The sequence below is a fragment of the Pseudomonas sp. 5Vm1k genome, assembly GCF_056161485.1.
In genome coordinates, this window is sequence record NZ_JBSPCZ010000028.1 from 41,742 (window position 1) to 61,347 (window position 19,606).

At 60.1% G+C, this 19,606-nt stretch carries 22 protein-coding genes; 13 read left to right on the forward strand and 9 right to left on the reverse strand.

What is annotated here, in order from left to right:
• The first annotated feature begins 227 nt into the window (after positions 1-227).
• Positions 228-596, forward strand: a complete 369-nt coding sequence (locus tag ACWIKB_RS31465) for a DUF6124 family protein (protein ID WP_475271345.1) — start codon at positions 228-230, stop codon at positions 594-596.
• Between the two features lie 16 nt (positions 597-612).
• Positions 613-888 carry a hypothetical protein gene (locus ACWIKB_RS31470; RefSeq protein ID WP_475271346.1) on the forward strand — a complete coding sequence of 92 codons (276 nt, stop codon included), beginning with the start codon at positions 613-615 and terminating at the stop codon, positions 886-888.
• Positions 889-1,047: 159 nt separating this feature from the next.
• Here ACWIKB_RS31470 and ampC read toward each other — a convergent pair whose 3' ends face one another.
• Positions 1,048-2,199, reverse strand: a complete 1,152-nt coding sequence (gene ampC, locus ACWIKB_RS31475) for a class C beta-lactamase (RefSeq protein ID WP_475271347.1) — start codon at positions 2,197-2,199, stop codon at positions 1,048-1,050.
• 163 nt (positions 2,200-2,362) lie between these two features.
• Between ampC and ACWIKB_RS31480 the strand changes: the two genes are divergently transcribed.
• Positions 2,363-3,235: a LysR family transcriptional regulator gene (locus ACWIKB_RS31480; RefSeq protein ID WP_475271348.1), complete on the forward strand. Its 873-nt coding sequence runs from the start codon at positions 2,363-2,365 to the stop codon at positions 3,233-3,235.
• Positions 3,236-3,354: 119 nt separating this feature from the next.
• Here ACWIKB_RS31480 and gudD read toward each other — a convergent pair whose 3' ends face one another.
• Together gudD and ACWIKB_RS31490 are read right to left on the reverse strand one after the other, a co-directional pair.
• Positions 3,355-4,698 carry a glucarate dehydratase gene (gene gudD, locus ACWIKB_RS31485; RefSeq protein ID WP_401325047.1) on the reverse strand — a complete coding sequence of 448 codons (1,344 nt, stop codon included), beginning with the start codon at positions 4,696-4,698 and terminating at the stop codon, positions 3,355-3,357.
• A 24-nt stretch (positions 4,699-4,722) separates the two neighbouring features.
• Positions 4,723-6,048, reverse strand: a complete 1,326-nt coding sequence (locus ACWIKB_RS31490; RefSeq protein WP_475271369.1) for an MFS transporter — start codon at positions 6,046-6,048, stop codon at positions 4,723-4,725.
• A 302-nt stretch (positions 6,049-6,350) separates the two neighbouring features.
• Between ACWIKB_RS31490 and ACWIKB_RS31495 the strand changes: the two genes are divergently transcribed.
• Positions 6,351-7,064 carry a FadR/GntR family transcriptional regulator gene (locus ACWIKB_RS31495; protein ID WP_475271349.1) on the forward strand — a complete coding sequence of 238 codons (714 nt, stop codon included), beginning with the start codon at positions 6,351-6,353 and terminating at the stop codon, positions 7,062-7,064.
• 92 nt (positions 7,065-7,156) lie between these two features.
• Positions 7,157-7,387 (forward strand): hypothetical protein, encoded by a 231-nt coding sequence (locus ACWIKB_RS31500; RefSeq protein WP_475271350.1) that lies wholly within the window; start codon positions 7,157-7,159, stop codon positions 7,385-7,387.
• 159 nt (positions 7,388-7,546) lie between these two features.
• On the opposite strand, the gene ACWIKB_RS31505 is transcribed toward ACWIKB_RS31500, so the two are convergent.
• On the reverse strand, positions 7,547-8,464 hold the full coding sequence (locus tag ACWIKB_RS31505; RefSeq protein WP_475271351.1) for a DMT family transporter: 918 nt from the start codon (positions 8,462-8,464) through the stop codon (positions 7,547-7,549).
• Between the two features lie 96 nt (positions 8,465-8,560).
• On the opposite strand from ACWIKB_RS31505, the gene ACWIKB_RS31510 reads away from it, so the two are divergent.
• Positions 8,561-9,424: a LysR family transcriptional regulator gene (locus ACWIKB_RS31510; protein ID WP_475271352.1), complete on the forward strand. Its 864-nt coding sequence runs from the start codon at positions 8,561-8,563 to the stop codon at positions 9,422-9,424.
• 129 nt (positions 9,425-9,553) lie between these two features.
• Here the strand turns inward: ACWIKB_RS31510 and trhP are convergent, their stop codons facing one another.
• Positions 9,554-10,873, reverse strand: a complete 1,320-nt coding sequence (trhP, locus tag ACWIKB_RS31515) for a prephenate-dependent tRNA uridine(34) hydroxylase TrhP (RefSeq protein ID WP_475271353.1) — start codon at positions 10,871-10,873, stop codon at positions 9,554-9,556.
• A 168-nt stretch (positions 10,874-11,041) separates the two neighbouring features.
• On the opposite strand from trhP, the gene ACWIKB_RS31520 reads away from it, so the two are divergent.
• Positions 11,042-12,103, forward strand: a complete 1,062-nt coding sequence (locus ACWIKB_RS31520) for an AI-2E family transporter (protein ID WP_475271354.1) — start codon at positions 11,042-11,044, stop codon at positions 12,101-12,103.
• Here ACWIKB_RS31520 and ACWIKB_RS31525 read toward each other — a convergent pair.
• The 3 genes from ACWIKB_RS31525 to ACWIKB_RS31535 form a co-directional block, all read right to left on the reverse strand.
• Entirely contained in the window at positions 12,100-12,282 is a 183-nt protein-coding gene (locus ACWIKB_RS31525; protein WP_475271370.1) for a hypothetical protein, read from the reverse strand. The two genes, ACWIKB_RS31520 and ACWIKB_RS31525, sit on opposite strands and share 4 nt — an antisense overlap.
• 104 nt (positions 12,283-12,386) lie before the next feature.
• The gene (locus ACWIKB_RS31530) at positions 12,387-12,581 is read right to left on the reverse strand and encodes a hypothetical protein (RefSeq protein WP_123409983.1); all 195 of its coding nucleotides are present in this window, start codon (positions 12,579-12,581) and stop codon (positions 12,387-12,389) included.
• A gap of 236 nt (positions 12,582-12,817) precedes the next feature.
• Positions 12,818-13,177 carry a hypothetical protein gene (locus tag ACWIKB_RS31535; RefSeq protein ID WP_054053873.1) on the reverse strand — a complete coding sequence of 120 codons (360 nt, stop codon included), beginning with the start codon at positions 13,175-13,177 and terminating at the stop codon, positions 12,818-12,820.
• A 246-nt stretch (positions 13,178-13,423) separates the two neighbouring features.
• On the opposite strand from ACWIKB_RS31535, the gene ACWIKB_RS31540 reads away from it, so the two are divergent.
• Complete coding sequence (locus ACWIKB_RS31540) at positions 13,424-14,242, forward strand: shikimate 5-dehydrogenase (RefSeq protein ID WP_475271355.1); 819 nt, start codon at positions 13,424-13,426, stop codon at positions 14,240-14,242.
• A 198-nt stretch (positions 14,243-14,440) separates the two neighbouring features.
• Entirely contained in the window at positions 14,441-14,959 is a 519-nt protein-coding gene (locus ACWIKB_RS31545) for a cupin domain-containing protein (RefSeq protein WP_475271356.1), read from the forward strand.
• Between the two features lie 131 nt (positions 14,960-15,090).
• On the opposite strand, the gene ACWIKB_RS31550 is transcribed toward ACWIKB_RS31545, so the two are convergent.
• The gene (locus tag ACWIKB_RS31550) at positions 15,091-15,738 is read right to left on the reverse strand and encodes a YceH family protein (RefSeq protein ID WP_475271357.1); all 648 of its coding nucleotides are present in this window, start codon (positions 15,736-15,738) and stop codon (positions 15,091-15,093) included.
• Positions 15,739-15,966: 228 nt separating this feature from the next.
• Here ACWIKB_RS31550 and ACWIKB_RS31555 point away from each other — a divergent pair, with 228 nt between their 5' ends.
• From ACWIKB_RS31555 to ACWIKB_RS31570, 4 genes are read left to right on the forward strand one after another with little or no spacing between them, the layout of a single operon-like run.
• On the forward strand, positions 15,967-17,139 hold the full coding sequence (locus ACWIKB_RS31555; protein ID WP_475271358.1) for an acyl-CoA dehydrogenase family protein: 1,173 nt from the start codon (positions 15,967-15,969) through the stop codon (positions 17,137-17,139).
• Positions 17,136-18,329 carry an acyl-CoA dehydrogenase family protein gene (locus ACWIKB_RS31560; protein WP_475271359.1) on the forward strand — a complete coding sequence of 398 codons (1,194 nt, stop codon included), beginning with the start codon at positions 17,136-17,138 and terminating at the stop codon, positions 18,327-18,329. Before ACWIKB_RS31555 ends, ACWIKB_RS31560 begins: the two co-directional genes overlap by 4 nt.
• Before the next feature lie 16 nt (positions 18,330-18,345).
• Positions 18,346-19,128 (forward strand): SDR family oxidoreductase, encoded by a 783-nt coding sequence (locus ACWIKB_RS31565; protein ID WP_475271360.1) that lies wholly within the window; start codon positions 18,346-18,348, stop codon positions 19,126-19,128.
• A 2-nt stretch (positions 19,129-19,130) separates the two neighbouring features.
• A complete protein-coding gene (locus ACWIKB_RS31570) occupies positions 19,131-19,589 on the forward strand; it encodes a MaoC family dehydratase (RefSeq protein ID WP_475271361.1) in 459 nt (152 codons plus the stop codon).
• Positions 19,590-19,606: the final 17 nt, after the last annotated feature.

Genomic DNA, 19,606 nt, shown 5'->3' on the forward strand with positions numbered 1-19,606 from the left:
ATCAGCGGTCGGATGTGGAAGTCCGGATTTCAACCACAGACACCCAAGCCTATACAGCGCATGTCGCCATAATTTATGTCAACATTGCTGCGTTATGGCTGCTGTGCGCGGGGCACTTTCGAGTGCACCGGGTTTTGGGTGTTTCCTGGTCTTCCACACCTGCGTACAGCTGCCACCCTCATGTGGAAGTGAGATGGGTAGCTCCCAATTTATATGGAGCTTTTACAATGAAATACACACCTGATCTTCCTGAAACAGATACTGACCCACTCGATCCCGTCGAACTTTCCAAAGCCACCGAACGCACCCTCAACACCCGCTTACGCAACCCCAACCACGCCGACCCCATCAGTCACTTCTTCACTATCTTCCCCAACGTTGAAACCCCGGCCCTGCTGAGCCACGCTTGCGAAACCCTCGCGCAGTTGAATTTCCTGACCACGGAACTGGCCTGCAAACTCGAAGGCTCAATCCGCAGTCTGGCGCTGTCAATCCAGCAGTTGGCCGTCATCGGTGAGTTGCTGGTGAGTCGGGCGTTGGACAATCTCGATCCACCCGAAGAAACCCCCGACACTCAACCAACTACCCAACACTGAACAAGGAGGTTCAACCATGGCTCGATACATGCCAATCACCGGCATCGACTGCACCATACCGTCCTTGCTCATCGATACCGAAGCGCCGCTTGATGTGCTGCACGACACGGCGGCGTATCGACTTCGCAGCGTGACGCAATTGGTGGAAACACTTTCTCTGGGCGAGGGCACCGGCCGTGATGCGTTGCTGTTGCAGGACTTCGCGCGGGTGTTGGCGATTCCGTTGCGCGACAGTTGCGATTTGATGGATGTGGTGGGGCGACGACTCCAGGCGCAGGTTTCAGTGCCATAACGAAAATGGGCGACCTCAAGGGGTCGCCCATTTTGTTTGCCTGCACGTAACTCCTGTGGGAGCGGGCTTGCTCGCGAAAGCGGTGTGTCAGTCACATTGAAGCTGGATGTGCCGACGTCTTCGCGAGCAAGCTCGCTCCCACAGGTTGTGTGTTTCGGGTTACTCGGCCAGTGCGCTCAGGATCTGGTGAGCAGCCTTGACCCGGTCCGGAATCGGGTAGTTTTTGTTGGCCAGGATCACGATGCCGATGTTCTTGGCGGGCACGAATGCGACGTAGGTGCCGAAGCCACCGGTAGAACCGGTTTTGTTGATCAACACGCTTTGCGGTTCAGGCTGCGGCGGGGTCAGCCATTGGACTTTATGCGCCTCCATGGCCATCGGCGTCGAGTTGCCACCCAGCAATTTTTCGAGGCTGATGGGGTAGCTGTAGCGTTCCCAGCCCAAGCCCTGCGTCATGTTGCCCACCGTGTAGTAACCGGTGTGTGTCGTCGCGATGGCTTGCTGCAAAGGCTTTTCCAGGGACGCAGGTTTCAAGTTCGCCTGGACAAAGCGAATCATGTCCGCGGCGCTGGTTTTCACGCCGTAGGCTTCTGAATCCAGCGCTCCCGGTTCGACTCGCACAGGCTTGTCGTTTTTGTCGTAGCCGTGGGCGTAAAGGCTCATCTGGTCCTGCGGCACCTGGAGGAAGGTGTGTTTCAACCCGAGTTTGGGCAGCAGGGTTTTCGTCATCGCCTCATCAAACGGCAGGCCCAGGGTTTGGGCCGCCAGATAACCGAACAGCCCAATGCTGGGGTTCGAATATTGCCGATGGGTGCCGGCCGCATACACCGGTTTCCACTGCTTGAAGTAACCGAGCATCTTGTCTGCGTGATCCGCCGCATCCGGGAACTGCAACGGCAATCCACCGGCGGTGTAGGTGCCCAGTTGCAACACGCTGACGTTGTCGAACGCACTGCCGCGCAGGTCTGGCAAGACCTGGCTGGCCTTGTCGCTCAAGGACAATTTGCCCGTCGCGTTGGCATAGGCACCGAGGGTGGCGGTGAAGGTTTTACTCACCGAGCCGATTTCGAACAGGGTGTTTTCGGTGACCGCTTGCGCGTTTTCCTTGGAGGCGACGCCGTAGTTAAAGTAATGCGGCTTGCCGTCGACGGTGACGGCCACCGCCATGCCCGGCACACGTTGGGCTTGCATGACGGGACGGATGGCGGCGTCGACCGTGTTTTGAATCTGCTGGTCGGTTTGACCCTGCGCCAGGCACGGGCCTGCGCCGAGCAATGCCACGCAAGCCCCGAAAATAGTCAGTCTGGTCATGGTGTTTGTGTCCGTCATTGTGTCTATTCCATGCGAATTGATGCGGCTAAGCGGTAGACTGCCGCCACCGGCCGGTGAACGGCGAGGCAAATTTAGGCAGTCTGCCGCTGATCGACAACCGATGATATTTCGCACGAGCCATTAGAAAAATTTGGGAGTGGGCATGATCCGGCCGCAATTACCGTTAAACGCACTGCGCGCTTTCGAAGCCTCGGCGCGGCATCTGAGTTTTACCCGGGCAGCGGTGGAGTTGTGTGTCACGCAAGCGGCGGTGAGTCATCAGGTCAAAAGCCTTGAGGCCCAGCTTAACGTCACCCTGTTCAAACGCTTGCCCCGGGGCCTGATGCTGACCAGCGAGGGTGAAACCCTGTTGCCAGTGCTGCGCGAATCCTTCGACCGAATTGCCGAAACCCTGGAGCGACTCGAAGGCGGGCATTACCGGGAAGTGTTGACGGTGGGCGCCGTTGGAACGTTTGCGGTGGGGTGGCTGTTGCCGCGTCTGGCGGACTTCCAGGCGAAACATCCGTTCATAGATTTGCGCCTGTCGACCAATAACAATCGGGTGGACGTGGCGGCCGAAGGGCTGGATTACGCGATTCGCTTTGGTGCGGGAGCGTGGCATGGAATTGAGGCGCTGAGATTGATCGAGGCACCGCTGTCGGTGCTGTGCGTTCCCGAGATTGCCCGGCAACTGACGTCACCCGCCGATCTGTTGCAGCAGACGTTGTTGCGTTCTTATCGCACCGATGAATGGCCGGACTGGTTTCAAGCTTCCGGCCTTTCAACCCACGCCGCACCGCCCCAGAGCATCATCTTCGACTCGTCACTGGCGATGATGGAAGCGGCATTGCAAGGCGCTGGTGTGGCGTTGGCGCCGCCGCTGATGTTCGCCCGGCAACTGGCGGCGGGGGCGATCGAGCAACCGTTCGCTATCCACATCACCACCGGCAGTTACTGGTTGACGCGCTTGCAGTCTCGTCCTGAAACGGCAGCGATGATGGTATTCAAGCAATGGCTTCTGCACGCCGCACGGTGAACTGGAGGAGCTGCCGAAGGCTGCGATCTTTTGATCTTGATCTTTAGCGACAAACGTCAAGATCAAAAGATCGCAGCCTTCGGCAGCTCCTACAGAGGGAGGTGTGGCGTTCTGGGGGATTAACGCACCAGGCACGGCCGCTTGTTATCGAACTTCCAGCCCGGAATCAAAAACTGCATCGCCACGCTGTCATCCCGCGCACCCAATCCCATACCTTTGTACAACTCATGGGCCTTGGCCAACTGATCCATGTCCAGCTCAACCCCCAGCCCCGGCTTCTTCGGCACTTGCACGCAACCGCCGACAATTTGCAGCGGCGCCTTGGTCAGGCGCTGGCCGTCCTGCCAGATCCAGTGCGTATCGATGGCGGTGATTTCACCCGGCGCGGCGGCGGCGACGTGGGTGAACATGGCCAGGGAGATATCGAAGTGGTTGTTGGAATGCGAACCCCAGGTCAGGCCCCATTCATGGCACATCTGCGCCACCCGAACCGAGCCCTGCATGGTCCAGAAGTGCGGGTCAGCCAAGGGAATGTCGACCGATTGCAACTGGATCGCGTGGCCCATTTCCCGCCAGTCGGTGGCGATCATGTTGGTCGCGGTTTTCAGCCCCGTGGCGCGGCGGAATTCAGCCATCACTTCACGGCCCGAATAACCGTTTTCCGCACCGCACGGGTCTTCGGCGTAAGCCAGCACACGATGCTGATCGCGGCACAGGCGGATCGCCTCTTTGAGTGACCACGCACCATTCGGGTCGAGGGTGATGCGCGCATCAGGGAAGCGTTCGGCCAGCGCAGTGACCGCTTCGATTTCTTCGTCGCCGCTGAGCACGCCGCCCTTGAGCTTGAAGTCCTTGAAGCCGTAGCGGGCGTGGGCGGCCTCGGCCAGGCGCACTACGGCGTCGGCGGTCATGGCTTTTTCATGACGCACGCGGAACCAGTCGTTGTCGGCGTCCGGTTCGCTGCGATAGGCCAGGTCAGTTTCGTTGCGATCACCGACATAAAACAGATAACCGAGCATTTTCACTTCATCGCGCTGCTGGCCTTCGCCGAGCAGGGCCGCGACCGGCACGTCCAGATGCTGGCCGAGCAAATCGAGCAGGGCGGCTTCGAGGCCGGTGACGGCGTGGATGGTGATGCGCAGGTCGAAGGTCTGCAAACCACGGCCGCCCGCGTCTCGGTCGGCGAAGGTCTGGCGCACCTGATTGAGGATCTTCTGATAGGTGCCAATCGGGCTGCCGACTACCAGCGAGCGCGCATCTTCGAGGGTCTGGCGAATACGCTCGCCCCCCGGCACTTCACCGACGCCGGTGTGCCCGGCGTTGTCGGTGAGAATGACGATGTTACGGGTGAAAAACGGCCCGTGGGCGCCGCTCAGGTTGAGCAGCATGCCGTCATGGCCAGCCACCGGAACCACTTGCATGCTGGTGATGATCGGCGCTTTTGCAGTGTCGTGTGCGTTCATTGTCGTGTCCTTCAAAACAGAAATTCAGGCGTGGCTGGAAGCGGGTTTGCCGACGGCAGCGGCGGGCGCGGTTTTCGGTGTGTTGCGGGCCGCGAACACAATGATCGCGGCGATGATCGAGGTCGCGGCCAAACCATAGAGCCCGCCCTGAATGGAACCTGTGTGCTCTTCCAGCAGACCGAACGTGGTCGGCGCGACAAAGCCACCGAGGTTGCCCACCGAGTTGATCAACGCGATCACACCCGCAGCGATCCGCGCATCCAGGTACGCCTGGGGAATCGGCCAGAACAGTGATGACGCCGATTTGAAACCCAGCGCCGCGAAGCAGATCGCCACGAAGGCAAAGATCGGTCCGCCCGTGGTGGACATGAACATCCCGGCGGCCGCAATCAGCAGCGCAGCGGCGACCCAGGCTTGTTGATGCTTCCATTTGGCCGAGAACGCAGCGAAGGCGTACATGCCGACAATCGACAGCAACCACGGGATCGAGTTGAACAACCCGACCTGAATGTCGCTGAGATCGCCCATCTTCTTGATGATGCTCGGCAGCCAGAAGGTCGCGGCATAAATGGTCAGTTGGATAAAGAAGTAGATCAGGCAGAACAGGATGATCTGGCGATCCTTGAGCAGTTTGTCCAACGACGGTTTGATCGGTGTCGCGGCTTCGCGAGCGAGTTGTTCGTCGTCGATGGCCTTGACCAGTGCATCTTGCTCGTCGCGGCTCAGCCATTTGGCGTCGTGGGGTTTGGAGTCGAGCCAGAACCACACAAACACGCACAGCCCGACCGAGAACATGCCTTCAATGAAGTACATCCATTGCCAGCCGTGCAGGCCGAAACCATTGAGTTGCAGCAGCAAACCGGAGAGCGGGCCGGAGATCAGCGACGCAACTGCCGAGCCGCTGAGGAAGATCGCAATCGCCTTGCCGCGCTCGACCCCAGGCAACCACCGGGTGAAGTAGTAGATCACCCCGGGAAAGAATCCGGCTTCGGCCACGCCCAACAGAAAACGCAGGATGTAGAAGTGGGTTTCGTTCTGGATGAACGCCATGCCGGCGGCGACCAGGCCCCAGGTCAGCATGATGCGGGTCAGCCAGATACGCGCGCCGACTTTTTGCAAAAGCATGTTGGAGGGGACTTCGAACAGGGCGTAACCGATGAAGAACAGGCCGGCACCGAGGCCGTAGGCGGCAGCGCCTATTCCTAAGTCCTGCTCCATGTGGGCGCGGACGAAGCCGATGTTCACGCGGTCAATGTAATTGACGATGAACATGATCACGAACAGCGGCAGGACATGGCGTTTGACTTTCGAGATGGCGGATTTCAGGACTGAATCGGCGCCGTCGTTTATCGCGGATGCGGATGTACTCACTTGCTTTTCTCCCACTGATTATTTTTATGCGGGGTGTCGCTGGGTGTTTCGTGTTGATAGACATCATACAACTAGGTTTTTTCAATCTGCAAGTGCTGATATCCAACGAAATGGCGCTTTATTGGAGGTTTGTTATTCCTTGTTGGGCTGTATTTGATGTGCTTTTGGGGCGGCGAGGCGCCGATTGTTGAGTGTTGTCATACAAGTTGAGCGCTGTTTTCATGAGATTCCAGGCACACGCGGTGCTACGATCCGGATAGCCCTGTTTTCGGATGACCGCCATGCAAGAAGACCTCGACGCACCTGCCCGCAAGCGCAGCCATAACCTGGCCTATGATCTGGTGGCCAAACTGACCCAGAGCATCCTGCTCGGCCAGATGCTGCCCGGGGACAAGCTGCCGTCGGAAAACACGATTGTTCAGGAGCATGGGGTCAGCCGTACGGTGGTGCGCGAGGCGATCTCGAAGTTGCAGGCCTCGGGCCTGGTGGAAACCCGTCACGGCATCGGCACCTTTGTCATTGAACGCGCGGCGGAGCAGGGGTTGCGGCTGAACGTCGATACCGCGCTGGGGGTGCGCAGCATTCTTGAATTGCGCATGGGCCTGGAAACCCAGGCGGCGGCATTGGCGGCGGTGCGCCGTACCGATCAGCAACTAGGGCAGATGCGCGAAGCGCTGGATGATTATCAACGTCTGCTGGCCAACAACGACAGTTGCGTGGAGGCCGACAAGCGCTTCCACCTGCTGATCGCCGAAGCCACCGGCAATGTGTGCTTCACCGAAATCATGCAGCACCTGGGCAGCGCGATGATCCCCCGGACCCGCGTCAACGCCGCCGAGCGCGGCGCCACGGATTTGAGCAAGCTCGGGCAACTGGCCAATCAGGAACACGAGGCGATCCTCAACGCCATCAAACGCCAGGACCCGGACGCAGCGCGGGCGGCGATGTGGCTGCACCTGACCAACAGTCGCGACCGGTTTCTGGCCCAGGGCTGACAACCGTTGGTCTACTCGATAGCACGCCCGTCATGCGTCCTCTTCCAACGTGTACGGCCCAGATTAACTGGACCTCATCAGTGAGGTGCATCATGGCTAACGATTCAACGTTTCAGGGCGGAACACCCAATACCGACCCGACCAGACCCATGCCCGGCACAGACGAGCCAACGCTGGATCAGGATGCACCGTCCGGCGTAGACCCTTCCCGGGACCCGGCCTTGAGTGACGCTGATCGCCCTGAAGACTGGAAAGACCCGACCGCCGACGAAGACGTGCCGACGGCGGATGAAGTGACCCCGTTGTCCGATGACATGCGGTAAAACAAACCCGGCCATTGCGCCGGGTTTTTTTGTATTCGCAGGCCCTTGTGGGAGCGGGCTTGCTCGCGAAGGCGTCCTGTCAGCCAGCATCTATATCAACTGACACACCGCTTTGGCGAGCAAGCCCGCTCCCACAGGATATCTTCAATGTTATTGCGATCAATGTGGAAGCGAGCCTGCTCGCGAAAGCGTCAGTAGCCCCAGCACCCGCCGCTCCAGATTCAACGCCAACACACTGGTCAACACCACCAGCGCACCGACGATCACCATCAACGCTGGCCGCTCGCCCAGCGCAACTGACGCAATCGCCATGGCCGTCGGCGGCACCAGATACAACGTCATCGCCGCCCGGCTCAAATCCACATGCGCCAGCACAAACGCCCAGGCCAGGTATGCCAGGGCACTCGGTAAAACCCCCAGCCCGATCACCGCCATTTGCACTGCAACCGGTGCCCGCATCACCTGATCCGCCAACCCCGGCAGGTAAACCAGCAACAACAGCGTCCCGGACCAGACCGTGTAGCAGGTCAGGGTCAAACCGTCATAACGCCCGGTGTGATGCTTCTGCAGGGCGAAGTAAAAACTCCAGGACACCGCCGCCAGCAAGATCAGCAAGCCGTGCGCATCGATACTGCCCAGGCCTTTATCGCCGGCCACCACAATCACCACGCCGATCAACCCCAAAAACACACAGCCCCAACGCCAGACGCTCACCCGATCCTTGAACACAAAACGCGCCAGCAACGTGCTGAACAACGGCGTCGACTGCGCCAGCACGCTGGACGCCCCGGCGCTGACGCCTTGCTGGCCGAAATTCAGCAGCACGTGATGCAGGCTCACGGCAAAGAAACCGAGGGCAATCAGGAACGGCAGGTCACGCAGTTTCGGCAGGCTGATGCCTTTGAACACGGCGATCACGGCCATAAACACTGACGCCACCAGAAACCGCAGCAACGCCAGATGGCCAGGGTCGTAGGCTTGCAAACCGATATGGATGCCGGTCGGTGAATAACCCCAGCACGCCACGACAAACGCCATGGCCAGGAGGATTTTGAGCGCGGGGGACAGTGGCAGCATGGTCGGGCACCTGTGGGTTGATGCCCTCAGTATCAGAAGCCCGATCGTTCGCCACAACTGACTTATACTGCGCCAACTCTTCACTTTTGGTGATGTATGGAATTGGCCCAGATTCGCATGTTCAAAACCGTTGCCGACGTCGGCAGCATCGCCCGGGCGGCCGAGCTGTTGCACTGCGTACCGTCGAATATCACCGCGCGGATCAAGGCGCTGGAAGCCGAGTTGGGCGTGGCGCTGTTCCTGCGCGAGGGCCGAGGGCTGCGGATCAGTCCGTCGGGGCAAACCTTTCTGGCCTACGCCTCGAAAATCCTCGCGCTGACGGCGGAGGCCAAGCGCGCCCTGGACCCGTCCGCCGATCCCTCCGGGCCGTTGCGCATCGGTGCCATCGAATCCTCGGCCACCGGTCGCTTGCCGCGCTTGCTGGCCAAGTTCCACAAGCGTTATCCCGGTGTGGCTTTGGAACTGACTACCGGCACCTGGAGCCAATTGCTCGACGACACCGCCAATCACCGCCTCGATGGCGCGATCGTTGCGGTGGATGTCGAGCGTTCGCAGCTCAAGCGCACACCGATGTACCGCGAAGAGTTGCTGCTGATTGCATCCACATCGTTGGGGCCGGTGCGCGATATCGCCGACTTGCAGGACAAAACCGTATTCATGTGGCCCCAAGGTTGTCCGTATCGCGCGGCGCTGGAGCACTGGTTGCTGCGCCAGGGCCAGGCACTGCCGATTGTCAGCCTGGCCAGTTATGGCGCGATTGTCGGTTGCGTCAGTGCCGGGGCCGGGGTGGCGCTGGTGCCCAAAGGGATATTCGATCAGTACGCCAAGGGCGCGGGTTGCGCCGGGTATGAGTTCCCGGAGCTCACGGCGGTGGAGAATTTGTTCTACTGGCATGAAAACGCCGGGGTGCACCCGGCGCGGGAGGCGTTTGTGGGGATGTTGCGGGAGGAATTCGCCTAGCAGCGCCTACCCCTGTAGGAGCAAAGCTTGCTCGCGAAAGCGGTGAGTCAGTCAAAATTGATGTCGACTGACCCACCGCTTTCGCGAGCAAGCTTTGCTCCTACAGGATTTAGTGTTGTTTGGAAGATCTCAGCGTTCGCCGACATCGCGCATCAACAACCCAAACCGCAAATCCACCGCATCCGGAATCGGCACATACACCGTGTGCCCATCCCCCGGCGCCACTTCAATCGGCTCGCCTTTGACGTTCTGCAACTCATGTAAATCAAAGTGAAAGTTACCCTTGGGCGTCATCAACTCCATGTGATCGCCCAGGCCAAAGCGGTTCTTCACCTTCACTTCCGCCAGGCGATCCCGCCGTTCGCCGGTCAGCTCGCCGACAAACTGCTGGCGCTCCGACACCGAGCTGCCGTTCTGGTAGTTCTGGTATTCGTCATGCACATGCCGCCGCAGGAAACCTTCGGTGTAGCCGCGCTGGGCCAGCGACTCCAGATCGGTCATCAAACTACGGTCGAAATCTCGGCCGGCTACGGCATCGTCGATGGCCCGGCGATACACCTGGGTGGTGCGGGCGCAATAGAAGTGGGATTTGGTCCGGCCTTCGATTTTCAGTGAGTGCACGCCCATTTGCGTCAGGCGTTCGACGTGCTGCACGGCGCGCAGGTCCTTGGCGTTCATGATGTAGGTGCCGTGCTCATCCTCGAACGCCGGCATCAACTCGTCCGGGCGATTGGCTTCCTGCAACAGGAATACTTGATCGGTCGGCGTGCCAATCCCGAGGGTCGGTTGAAACTGTTGAACGATCTCGCCGAGCTGATTTTCCGTGGCTTCCGTAGCCGAGTACTTCCAGCGGCAAGCGTTGGTGCAACTGCCCTGATTGGCATCGCGCTTGTTCATGTAGCCCGACAGCAGGCAGCGCCCGGAGTAAGCCATGCACAACGCGCCATGGACAAACACCTCCAGCTCCATCGCCGGCACGTGTTGACGTATTTCCGCGATTTCTTCCAGGGACAGCTCGCGCGACAGGATGATCCGGCTCAAACCCTGTTGCTGCCAGAACTCGACACTCGCCCAGTTCACCGTGTTGGCCTGCACCGACAGGTGAATCGGCATCTGCGGGTAATGGCGGCGCACCAGCATGATCAGGCCGGGGTCGGACATGATCAGCGCATCCGGCGCCATGGCGATCACCGGTTCCAGGTCTTTCAGGAAGGTTTTGAGCTTGGCGTTGTGCGGCGCGATGTTCACCACCACGTAGAAACGCTTGCCCTGTTCCTGGGCCTCGCGAATGCCGAGGGCCAGGTTGGCGTGGTCGAATTCGTTGTTGCGCACTCGCAGGCTGTAGCGCGGCTGCCCGGCGTACACCGCATCGGCGCCGTAGGCGAAGGCATAACGCATGTTTTTCAAGGTGCCGGCGGGGGCGAGCAGTTCGGGAGCGATGAGGGGCATGAGGATGTCGACCACAAAAGCCCGGCAGGGTAAGTGGCTTGCCCAAGGGGTTTATTGATCTGGATCTATGCTTGATGAACAAACGGATGGCACTCGCGCGAACCGTGGCGGACTAAACATCAGGAGACGAATTTCGCGCTCCTTTTTGCGCACTGACATGGATCGGACATGAAAGAAACCACGCTACAAAAAAGATCGCTGCTCGTCTTGCTGGTCGCGGTCACCCTCGCGTTTATCGGGATCCTGCTGCCGTTTTACGGCGCGGTGTTCTGGGCCGTTATCCTCGGCATCGTTTTCGCACCACTGCAACGGCGATTGCAGATGAAATTCGGCTGGCCGCGCAACCTGACATCGCTGTGTACCTTGGGCATCTGCCTGGTGATCGCGATTTTGCCGGTGATCATCATCAGCGTGTTGCTGGTTCAGGAGGGCGCGTCGCTGTACAGCCGCATTGAAAGCGGCGAGTTGGACATCGCGGCGTATGTGGCACAGTTCAAGCACGGCTTGCCGCCATATTTCCAGCATTTGCTCGATCGGTTTGGTGTCGGCGAGTTGAAAGGTTTGCAGGACAAAGTCGTCAAGGGCGCGATGCAGGGCAGTCAGTTTGTCGCGACGCAAGTCGTCACGTTTGGCCAGGGCACGTTCGAGTTCATCGTCAGCTTCTTCATCATGCTGTACCTGTTGTTTTTCTTTCTGCGGGACGGCGCCGAGCTGGCGCGCAAAGTCCGCACCGCCGTGCCGTTGCAGGAACACCAGAAACGTCGCTTGCAACTCAAGTTCAATCGCGTGGTGCGGGCCACCGTCAAAGGCAACCTGCTGGTGGCGATCACGCAGGGCGCGTTGGGCGGTTTGATTTTCTGGTTTCTGGATATTCCCAGCGCGTTGCTCTGGGCGGTGTTGATGGCGTTTCTGTCGCTGTTGCCAGCGGTAGGGGCGGGGATTGTCTGGGCGCCGGTGGCGGTGTACTTCCTGCTCAGCGGGGCGATCTGGCAGGGCGTGGTACTGGGGCTGTTCGGGGTGTTTGTGATTGGCCTGGTGGACAACGTGCTGCGCCCGATCCTGGTGGGCAAGGACACGAAAATGCCCGACTACATGATCCTGATCTCGACCTTGGGCGGCATGGCCGTCTTCGGTCTGAACGGGTTTGTGATCGGGCCGTTGATCGCCGCGCTGTTTATGTCGAGCTGGGCGATCTTCGTCGAAACCAAACCGCGGGTTCAGTTGCCTTAGGCGCTGAGCTGAACGGTGCCGATGCGTTGCGACAAAGCTTGGGCGGCGGGAAGCGAAGTCAGCGGCCCGCTGATCGGTTCGCCGTCGCGCATCACATACCAACAGGCGAGCAATCCTAGCTCTCTGAGCGATGCGGGAACGGCACTGCCGATAACGGACATGATCTGAGTCTGGGACATCATAAGTACCTCCATAAATCTATGGAGCTACCTTACGGACCGCGCGATTCAACGGACAATCAACATTCTCGATAGTGGTCATTGATGCCAGCGAGGTGTGGCGGTCAATCCACGACCAAATCGAGCATATGCACGACTTCCTGCTCGTTGAGCAGGCCTTTGCGCACCAGGTTTTCGGCCAGCAGCGAGAGAAACTTGGCGCTGCGATGACCTTCCAGGTGCTTGAGTTCGGTCAATGCGTTGTACACCTTGCTGGAAGTGCACAAGCCGACATTGCGGTGCGGGTTTTGCGTGGGCATGAGGTCGTCCTTGTTTTTATCAACCTGTTGTTTACGGACAGATCCAAGCTTGCGGACCTGACATGACATAAATATGACCGTTTCCCCCAAGGCGAGGGAAGGGCGGCCCAGTCAATCTTGCCTACTTTACCTGCCGACACTGTTCCGACAGCGACCTTGACGAGATTTATTCAGACCTCGCCCGACTGGCGGGCATAAAAAAGGCCCCGCTTGTAAGGCGGGGCCTGATGAACCTGTTACCAGCGTGGGCCACCATAGTAACCATGGGGAGGGCCGTAGTAACCGCGCGGTGGACCGTAGTAAACCGGCGCAGGGCGGTAGTAGACCGGTTGTTGTACGTACACCGGGGCCGGTTGGTAGTAAACCGGTGGCGGCGGTTGTTGCACGTAGACCGGTTGTGGCTGAACGTAGACCGGCGCCTGCTCTACATAAACCGGCCGATTGGCGTTAATGAGGGCCGAGCCGACGATGGCCGAGCCAACGATCGCACCAAACACCGCTGGACCTTGCCAACCGCCACCGCCATGGGCTTCTGCCTGCCCTGCGACAGCCAGTACACCGATCAACAAGGCTACTGTGGGGATTTTACGGATCATGATAATTCCTCGGTTCTTCGACCCGGCGCTTGAATCTGCAATAGACCCAAGGATTGTCGCGGGGATACATCTAAGACAGCGCTTTTTTGAAAAACTGCACAATCGTTAGGTAAATTTTGTGTAAGGTCTGTACCGGCTTCTTTACCGTCCTGCAAAGCCACGTGCAGACAGGCCGCTATGATCGAACAGAACAGGATGGAATGGCTAATCCCGTCTATCCGAAAGTGCAATCGAAGGAGATATTTCATGCAGATGAACCCCAACAAAGACACCCAGCTGTGCATGTCCCTGTCAGGACGCCCCGGGAACTTTGGCCTGCGATTTCACAATCATCTGTACGAACAACTGGGCCTGAATTTTTACTACAAGGCTTTCAGCAGCCAGGACCTGACGGGTGCGGTCGGTGGCATTCGCGCTTTGGGCATTCGCGGTTGTGGCGTGTCGATGCCGTTCAAGGAAGCCTGCATTGCGCTGGTCGATGAACTGGACGCGTCCGCTGCCGCCATTCAATCGATCAATACCATCGTCAATACCGACGGCCATCTCAAGGCCTACAACACTGATTACATCGCCATCGCCCAGTTGCTTGAAACCCATCAAGTACCGAAGGAATCGACCTTTGCCCTGCGCGGCAGCGGCGGCATGGCAAAGGCCGTGGCCAGTGCCTTGCGCGATGGCGGCTACGAAAATGGCCTGATCGTCGCCCGAAACGAGCGTGCCGGGCGAGCGCTGGCCGACTCCCTGGGTTATGAGTGGCAAGCGGAACTGGAGGCTCGGCGCCCGCAAATGCTGATCAACGTCACGCCTATCGGCATGACCGGTGGGCCGGAGGCAGAGCAACTGGCGTTTGAAGCTGAAGTGATCAAGTCGGCAGAGACTGTCTTCGATGTGGTAGCGATCCCCTCGGAAACGCCACTGATCGTGCGGGGAAGGGCAGAAGGCAAACGGGTGATTACCGGGCTGGAAGTGATCGCGATCCAGGCCTTGGAGCAGTTCGTGCTTTATACCGGCGTGCGGCCGACGGATGAGCAGTTTCAGGCCGCGGTGGCGTTTGCCCGGAGCTGATTCATTTCAATTGATGGTGGCTTGGTGGCCTCTTCGCGGGCAAGCCACGCTCCTACAGGGTCCGGTGATCACCAGTAGGGGCGAGGCTTGCCCGCGAATAACCGCAATGGTCCCTCAGATAAACCGCATCCCTGCCTATACTGCTCGCCAGCAAACGAAGATTTGCTTCTTACAACGAATACCGTGACCGAGGTTTCCATGCATCCGCGCATTCTCAATCTGGATCAGGCCGAACTCGAGCCGCTGCCCGAAGGGTTGGCTCCCACCGGTGAAACGGCCGGTCGCTATCAGCAACGCATGGCTCGCATCGGCCAGCAATTGGGGGCGCAGAAGCTCGGTTACCGCTTGTATGTCCTCGAGCCCGGCATGCGCGGCAGCCCGTTTCATAGCCATCGGGTCAATGAGGAGATGTTTTACGTGGTGGCCGGGGAAGGGGAAGTTCGCCTCGGTGCCGAGCGCTTCCCGATCCGCGCTGGCGACGTAATCGCCTGCCCGCCGGGTGGGCCTGAAGCGGCACATCAGATCATCAACAGCAGCAACGCGGAATTGCGTTACCTGGCGGTCAGTACCCAGCAATCGCCGGAGATTTGTGAGTACCCGGATTCCGGCAAATACGCGGTGATGGATGATTTCAAGGTGGACGCCGAGGGTAATACTTCAGGTTTTGTCGCGATCGCCCGACAGGCGGATGGCGTGGATTACTGGGACGGCGAATAATCCCAAAACACCGCTGAATCCCTGTGGGAGCGGGCTTGCTCGCGAAGAGGCCGTGCCAGTCGACAACAATGTTGCCTGACACACCGCTTTCGCGAGCAAGCCCGCTCCCACATGTGATCTGTGTTGCAGGGCTATTCGAGGCGTGCCAGGCGTTCTTCCAGCGCTGCAATCCGCGCCTCCAGCTCTTCGATCCGCTCCACCGACACGCCGCCACCCGCGCCACGCTCCGCCGGGTTCTGCCGGGCCGCCAGAATCACTTCGATATCCGCCGGGTCGCCCAGTGCATGCATATAGCGATCTTCACGCTGCCCCGTCTGACGCGGAATCAGCAGCGCCAACCCCCGCGCAATCAAGCGTTCCAACTGATGCACCACCTGCTCGGCATCCTCGAATTCATGCATGCGGCCACTGCGGGTCAGCAGTTCATTGACGGTTTGCGGGCCGCGCAGAAACAACAGGCCGGTCAGGATCACCTGGGCTGGCACCAGCTCCAGTGCCTTGTCCACTTTGTGTTCCCAGCGGTCGGCGCGACTGCCCATCACCAGTTTGGTGAAGCCACGACCTTCGAGGGCGCGCAGGCTCTGGCCGACCTGGCCCTGGGTGAGGTTCATTACCGGTTCGCGGCTGGTTTTCTGGTTGCAGGCGATGACCAGCGCATTGAGGGTCAGCGGATAGGTTTCCGGGCTGGTGGCCTGTTTCTCGATCAAGGAGCCCAGAATGCGGATTTCCGTGCTGTTGAGCTGTGGTTCGTCAAACGTCGTTTCTTGCTCAGTACTCACAGGTTCTGAAACCTCGCTAACGGTTGTTTTGGATTTTCCCGGCCCATCAAGACCTCGTTCAGGGATCTTAGTTGAGCATTCCAGGCGTGCAGAGGTTCATTGTCCATGACATCGCCCATTCGGACTAGGCAAGGCTAACGATTCTGCTGCGGGCGGCGGGCGCCAAACTCGATGCTCAAAGGGGTGTTGCGCCATGCGTGCCCCGTCAAACGAGCAGAAGGCGCCGCGATGGAGTTTGCATTCAGCGACGAACAGGAAATGATCCGGGCATCGGCTGAGGGCTTTCTCGCCGATGTCTCGGATTCCAGTGCCGTGCGAGCGGCGATGGTCAGCGAGCGTGGTTTTGACGAGGCCCTCTGGCAGCGCGTGTGCCGCGAGATGTGCTGGCCGGCGATTCATATTCCCGAAGTCTACGGCGGACTGGGGCTTGGCTTTGTCGAACTGGCGATTCTGCTGGAGCAGATGGGCCGGCGCTTGCTTTGCTCGCCGTTCTTCGCCACCGCCTGCATGGCCACGCCCGCGCTGTTGCTGGCCGCCAACGATCAACAAAAACAACACTGGCTGCCACTGATTGCCGACGGCAGCCTCACGGCCACACTTGCCTTCAGCAGCGCCAATGGCTGGGCGGCCGAGGATGTCCAGGCCACGGTCATGACCGAGGGTGACGGGTTTGTGCTGAACGGCACCCTCAAGCACGTGCTTGATGGCCACGGCGCCGATCTGTTGATCATCGCTGCACGGGTTCGCGGGTCCAGCGGTGAGGCGGGCATCAGCCTGTTCGCCGTGGACGCGGACCGCGCCGGGATCGAGCGTCAGTTGTTGCCGACCATGGACCAGACCCGTCGCCAGGCGCGAATTCAACTCAAGGACTTGTACCTCGACGCGGACTGCCTGCTTGGCGAGTTCGGTGCGGCTTGGCCGCATCTGCAGCAAGTCCTGCAACTGGCGTGTATCGGCCTGGCCGCCGAACAGACCGGCGGTGCGCAGCAGGTGCTCGACCTGAGCGTGGCTTATATGCAGGAACGCCAGCAATTCGGTCGTCCCATCGCCAGTTTTCAAGCCCTCAAACACCGTGCCGCCGACATGATGCTGCAAGTGGAATGCGCGCGTTCAGCCAGCTATTACGCGGCGTGCGTGGCTCAGGAAGCGCTCGACCCAGAAGGCGATCCGCAGGTGGCTGCCGAGTTGCCGGTGGCGGCGGCACTGGCCAAGGCGCAGTGCTCGGAAACTTATTTCCACTGCGCCAGCGAGTCGATCCAGTTGCACGGCGGCGTCGGTTTCACCTGGGAATACGACCCGCACCTCTACTTCAAACGCGCCCGCGCCAGTGAAAGCTTTCTCGGGCTGCCGGCCTGGCATCGCGAGCGCATTGCCGTGGCGATTCTTGGGGAGCAGCCATGAAAATCAGTTTCAGCGAGCAGGACGAGCGTTTCCGTCAGGAAGTCGCCGACTGGATGAGCGCGAATCTCTGCGGTGAATTCGAACCACTGCGATTTCGCGGAGGGCCGGGCGATGAACATATGTTTCCCGAGGCGCGCAAAGCCTGGGAGCGCAAACTCGCCGAGGGCGGCTGGACCTGCGTCGGCTGGGCGTCGGAGCACGGCGGGCGCGGCCTGTCGATCACTCAGCAAGTGATTTTCCATGAGGAGTACGCCCGCGCCGGCGGCCCCGGGCGCATGGGGCATATCGGCGAAGGGCTGGCCGGGCCGACCATCGCAGCGTTCGGCACTGCCGAGCAGCAACGGCGTTTTCTGCCGGGCATTGTCAGCGGCCGCGAGTTCTGGTGTCAGGGTTACTCGGAACCCGGGGCCGGCTCAGACCTGGCCAACGTCAAGACTCGCGCGGTACTGGATGAAACCAGCGGCAAGTGGGTGATCAACGGCCAGAAGGTCTGGACCTCGCTGGCTCATGAGTCGGACTGGTGCTTTGTGATCGCCCGCACCGAACCCGGCAGTGTCGGCCATCGTGGCTTGTCGTTTTTGCTGGTACCGATGGCTCAGGCTGAAATCACCGTACGCCCGATCGAGCAACTGACGGGAACCTCTGAATTCAACGAGGTGTTCTTCGACAACGCCCGCACCGACGCCGCCAACATCATCGGCGCGCCGGGCGAGGGCTGGACCATCGCCATGGCGCTACTGGGCCTGGAGCGCGGGGTTTCGACCCTGGGCCAGCAGATGCAGTTTCACAATGAGTTGAACGACATCATCGCCATCGCCCGGGCCAATGGCGCCTGGCGCGATCCGGTCCTGCGCCAGCGCCTGGCCGAGGCGTGGAGCGGCCTGCGGATCATGCGCTACAACTCGTTGCGCATGCTCTCAGGTAGCCAGGATGGATCGCTGCGCAAGGAAGCGACCATCTACAAACTGTTCTGGTCCACCTGGCACGCCAGCCTCGGAAAGTTGGCGATGGATGTGCTGGGCGCCGAAGCGGAAGTGCTCGAAGCCGCGCCGTATCAGCTCACCCGTTTGCAGTCGCTGTACCTGTTCAGCCGCGCCGACACCCTCTACGGCGGCAGCAACGAAATCCAGCGCAACATCATCGCCGAGCGCGCTTTGGGCATGCCCAAAGAGCCGCGTCCACGCACCTGAATCAAGGAGTTTTTGCATGTCTGTTCCCCACTATGTTGCAGGCCACGGCCTGCTGCGCGGCAAGTCCGTGCTGATCACAGCGGCGGCGGGTGCCGGTATCGGCTTTTCCGCAGCGGTGCGTGCCGCCGAGGAAGGGTGTCGGGCGCTGATGATCAGCGATATTCACCAAGGTCGGCTGAGCGAAGCGGTGTCGAAAATTCGCGAAACCACCGGGCTTGATCAGGTCTTCGGTCAGGTCTGCAACGTCGCCGACGAAGCGCAGGTGCAGCAGCTGATTGCTAGCGCCGAGCGCGATCTGGAGGGCGTCGATGTGCTGATCAACAACGCCGGCCTAGGCGGTTCGCGGTTGCTGGTCGAGATGACGGATGAGGAGTGGAGTCGGGTCCTGGACGTGACGCTCACCGGCACCATGCGCATGACCCGCGCCATGTTGCCGAAGATGATCGGGCGCCGTGCCGGGGTCATCGTCAATAACGCGTCGGTGCTGGGCTGGCGGGCACAGAAAGAACAGTCGCACTACGCCGCCGCCAAGGCCGGGGTCATGGCATTGACCCGTTGCGCCGCCGTCGAGGCCGCCGACTACGGGATCCGTATCAACGCCGTCAGCCCGAGCATTGCGTTGCACGATTTTCTGCGCAAATCCGCGCCGCAAGCCGTACTCGATCAACTCGCTGCCAACGAAGCGTTCGGGCGTGCCGCCGAAGTCTGGGAAGTGGCCAACGTAATGATGTTCCTGGCCAGTGACTACAGCTCCTACATGACCGGCGAAGTGTTGTCGGTGTCCAGTCAGAGGGCTTGAACATGCCACGTATTTTCGACACGCCCCAGGCCTTGTTCGACGCCGTCGGCCAGGCCCTCGGTGTCAGCGACTGGTTGCTCCTGGCGCAAGACCGTATTGACCTGTTCGCCGAAGCGACGGGTGATCATCAGTGGATTCACGTCGATCCGGTCAAAGCCGCCAGCGGTCCTTTTGGCGCCTGTATTGCCCATGGCTACCTGAGCCTGGCGTTGGTCAATCTGTTTTTGCCGCAAATCGTCGAGGTGCGCGGTCTCGCCATGGGCGTCAATTATGGCTGCGAGCGAGTGCGCTTTCCCTCGGTGGTGCGCGTCGGCTCGCGGGTGCGCGGCAGTGCACAGTTGATGGCCGTCGAAACGGTCAACGGCGGCGTGCAGGCGACCATTCGCGTCAGCGTCGAAATCGATGGCGAGGAGCGCCCCGGCTGTGTGGTCGACACCATCAGCCGCTACTACCCCGCGTGAACCCAACCGCTGCACAT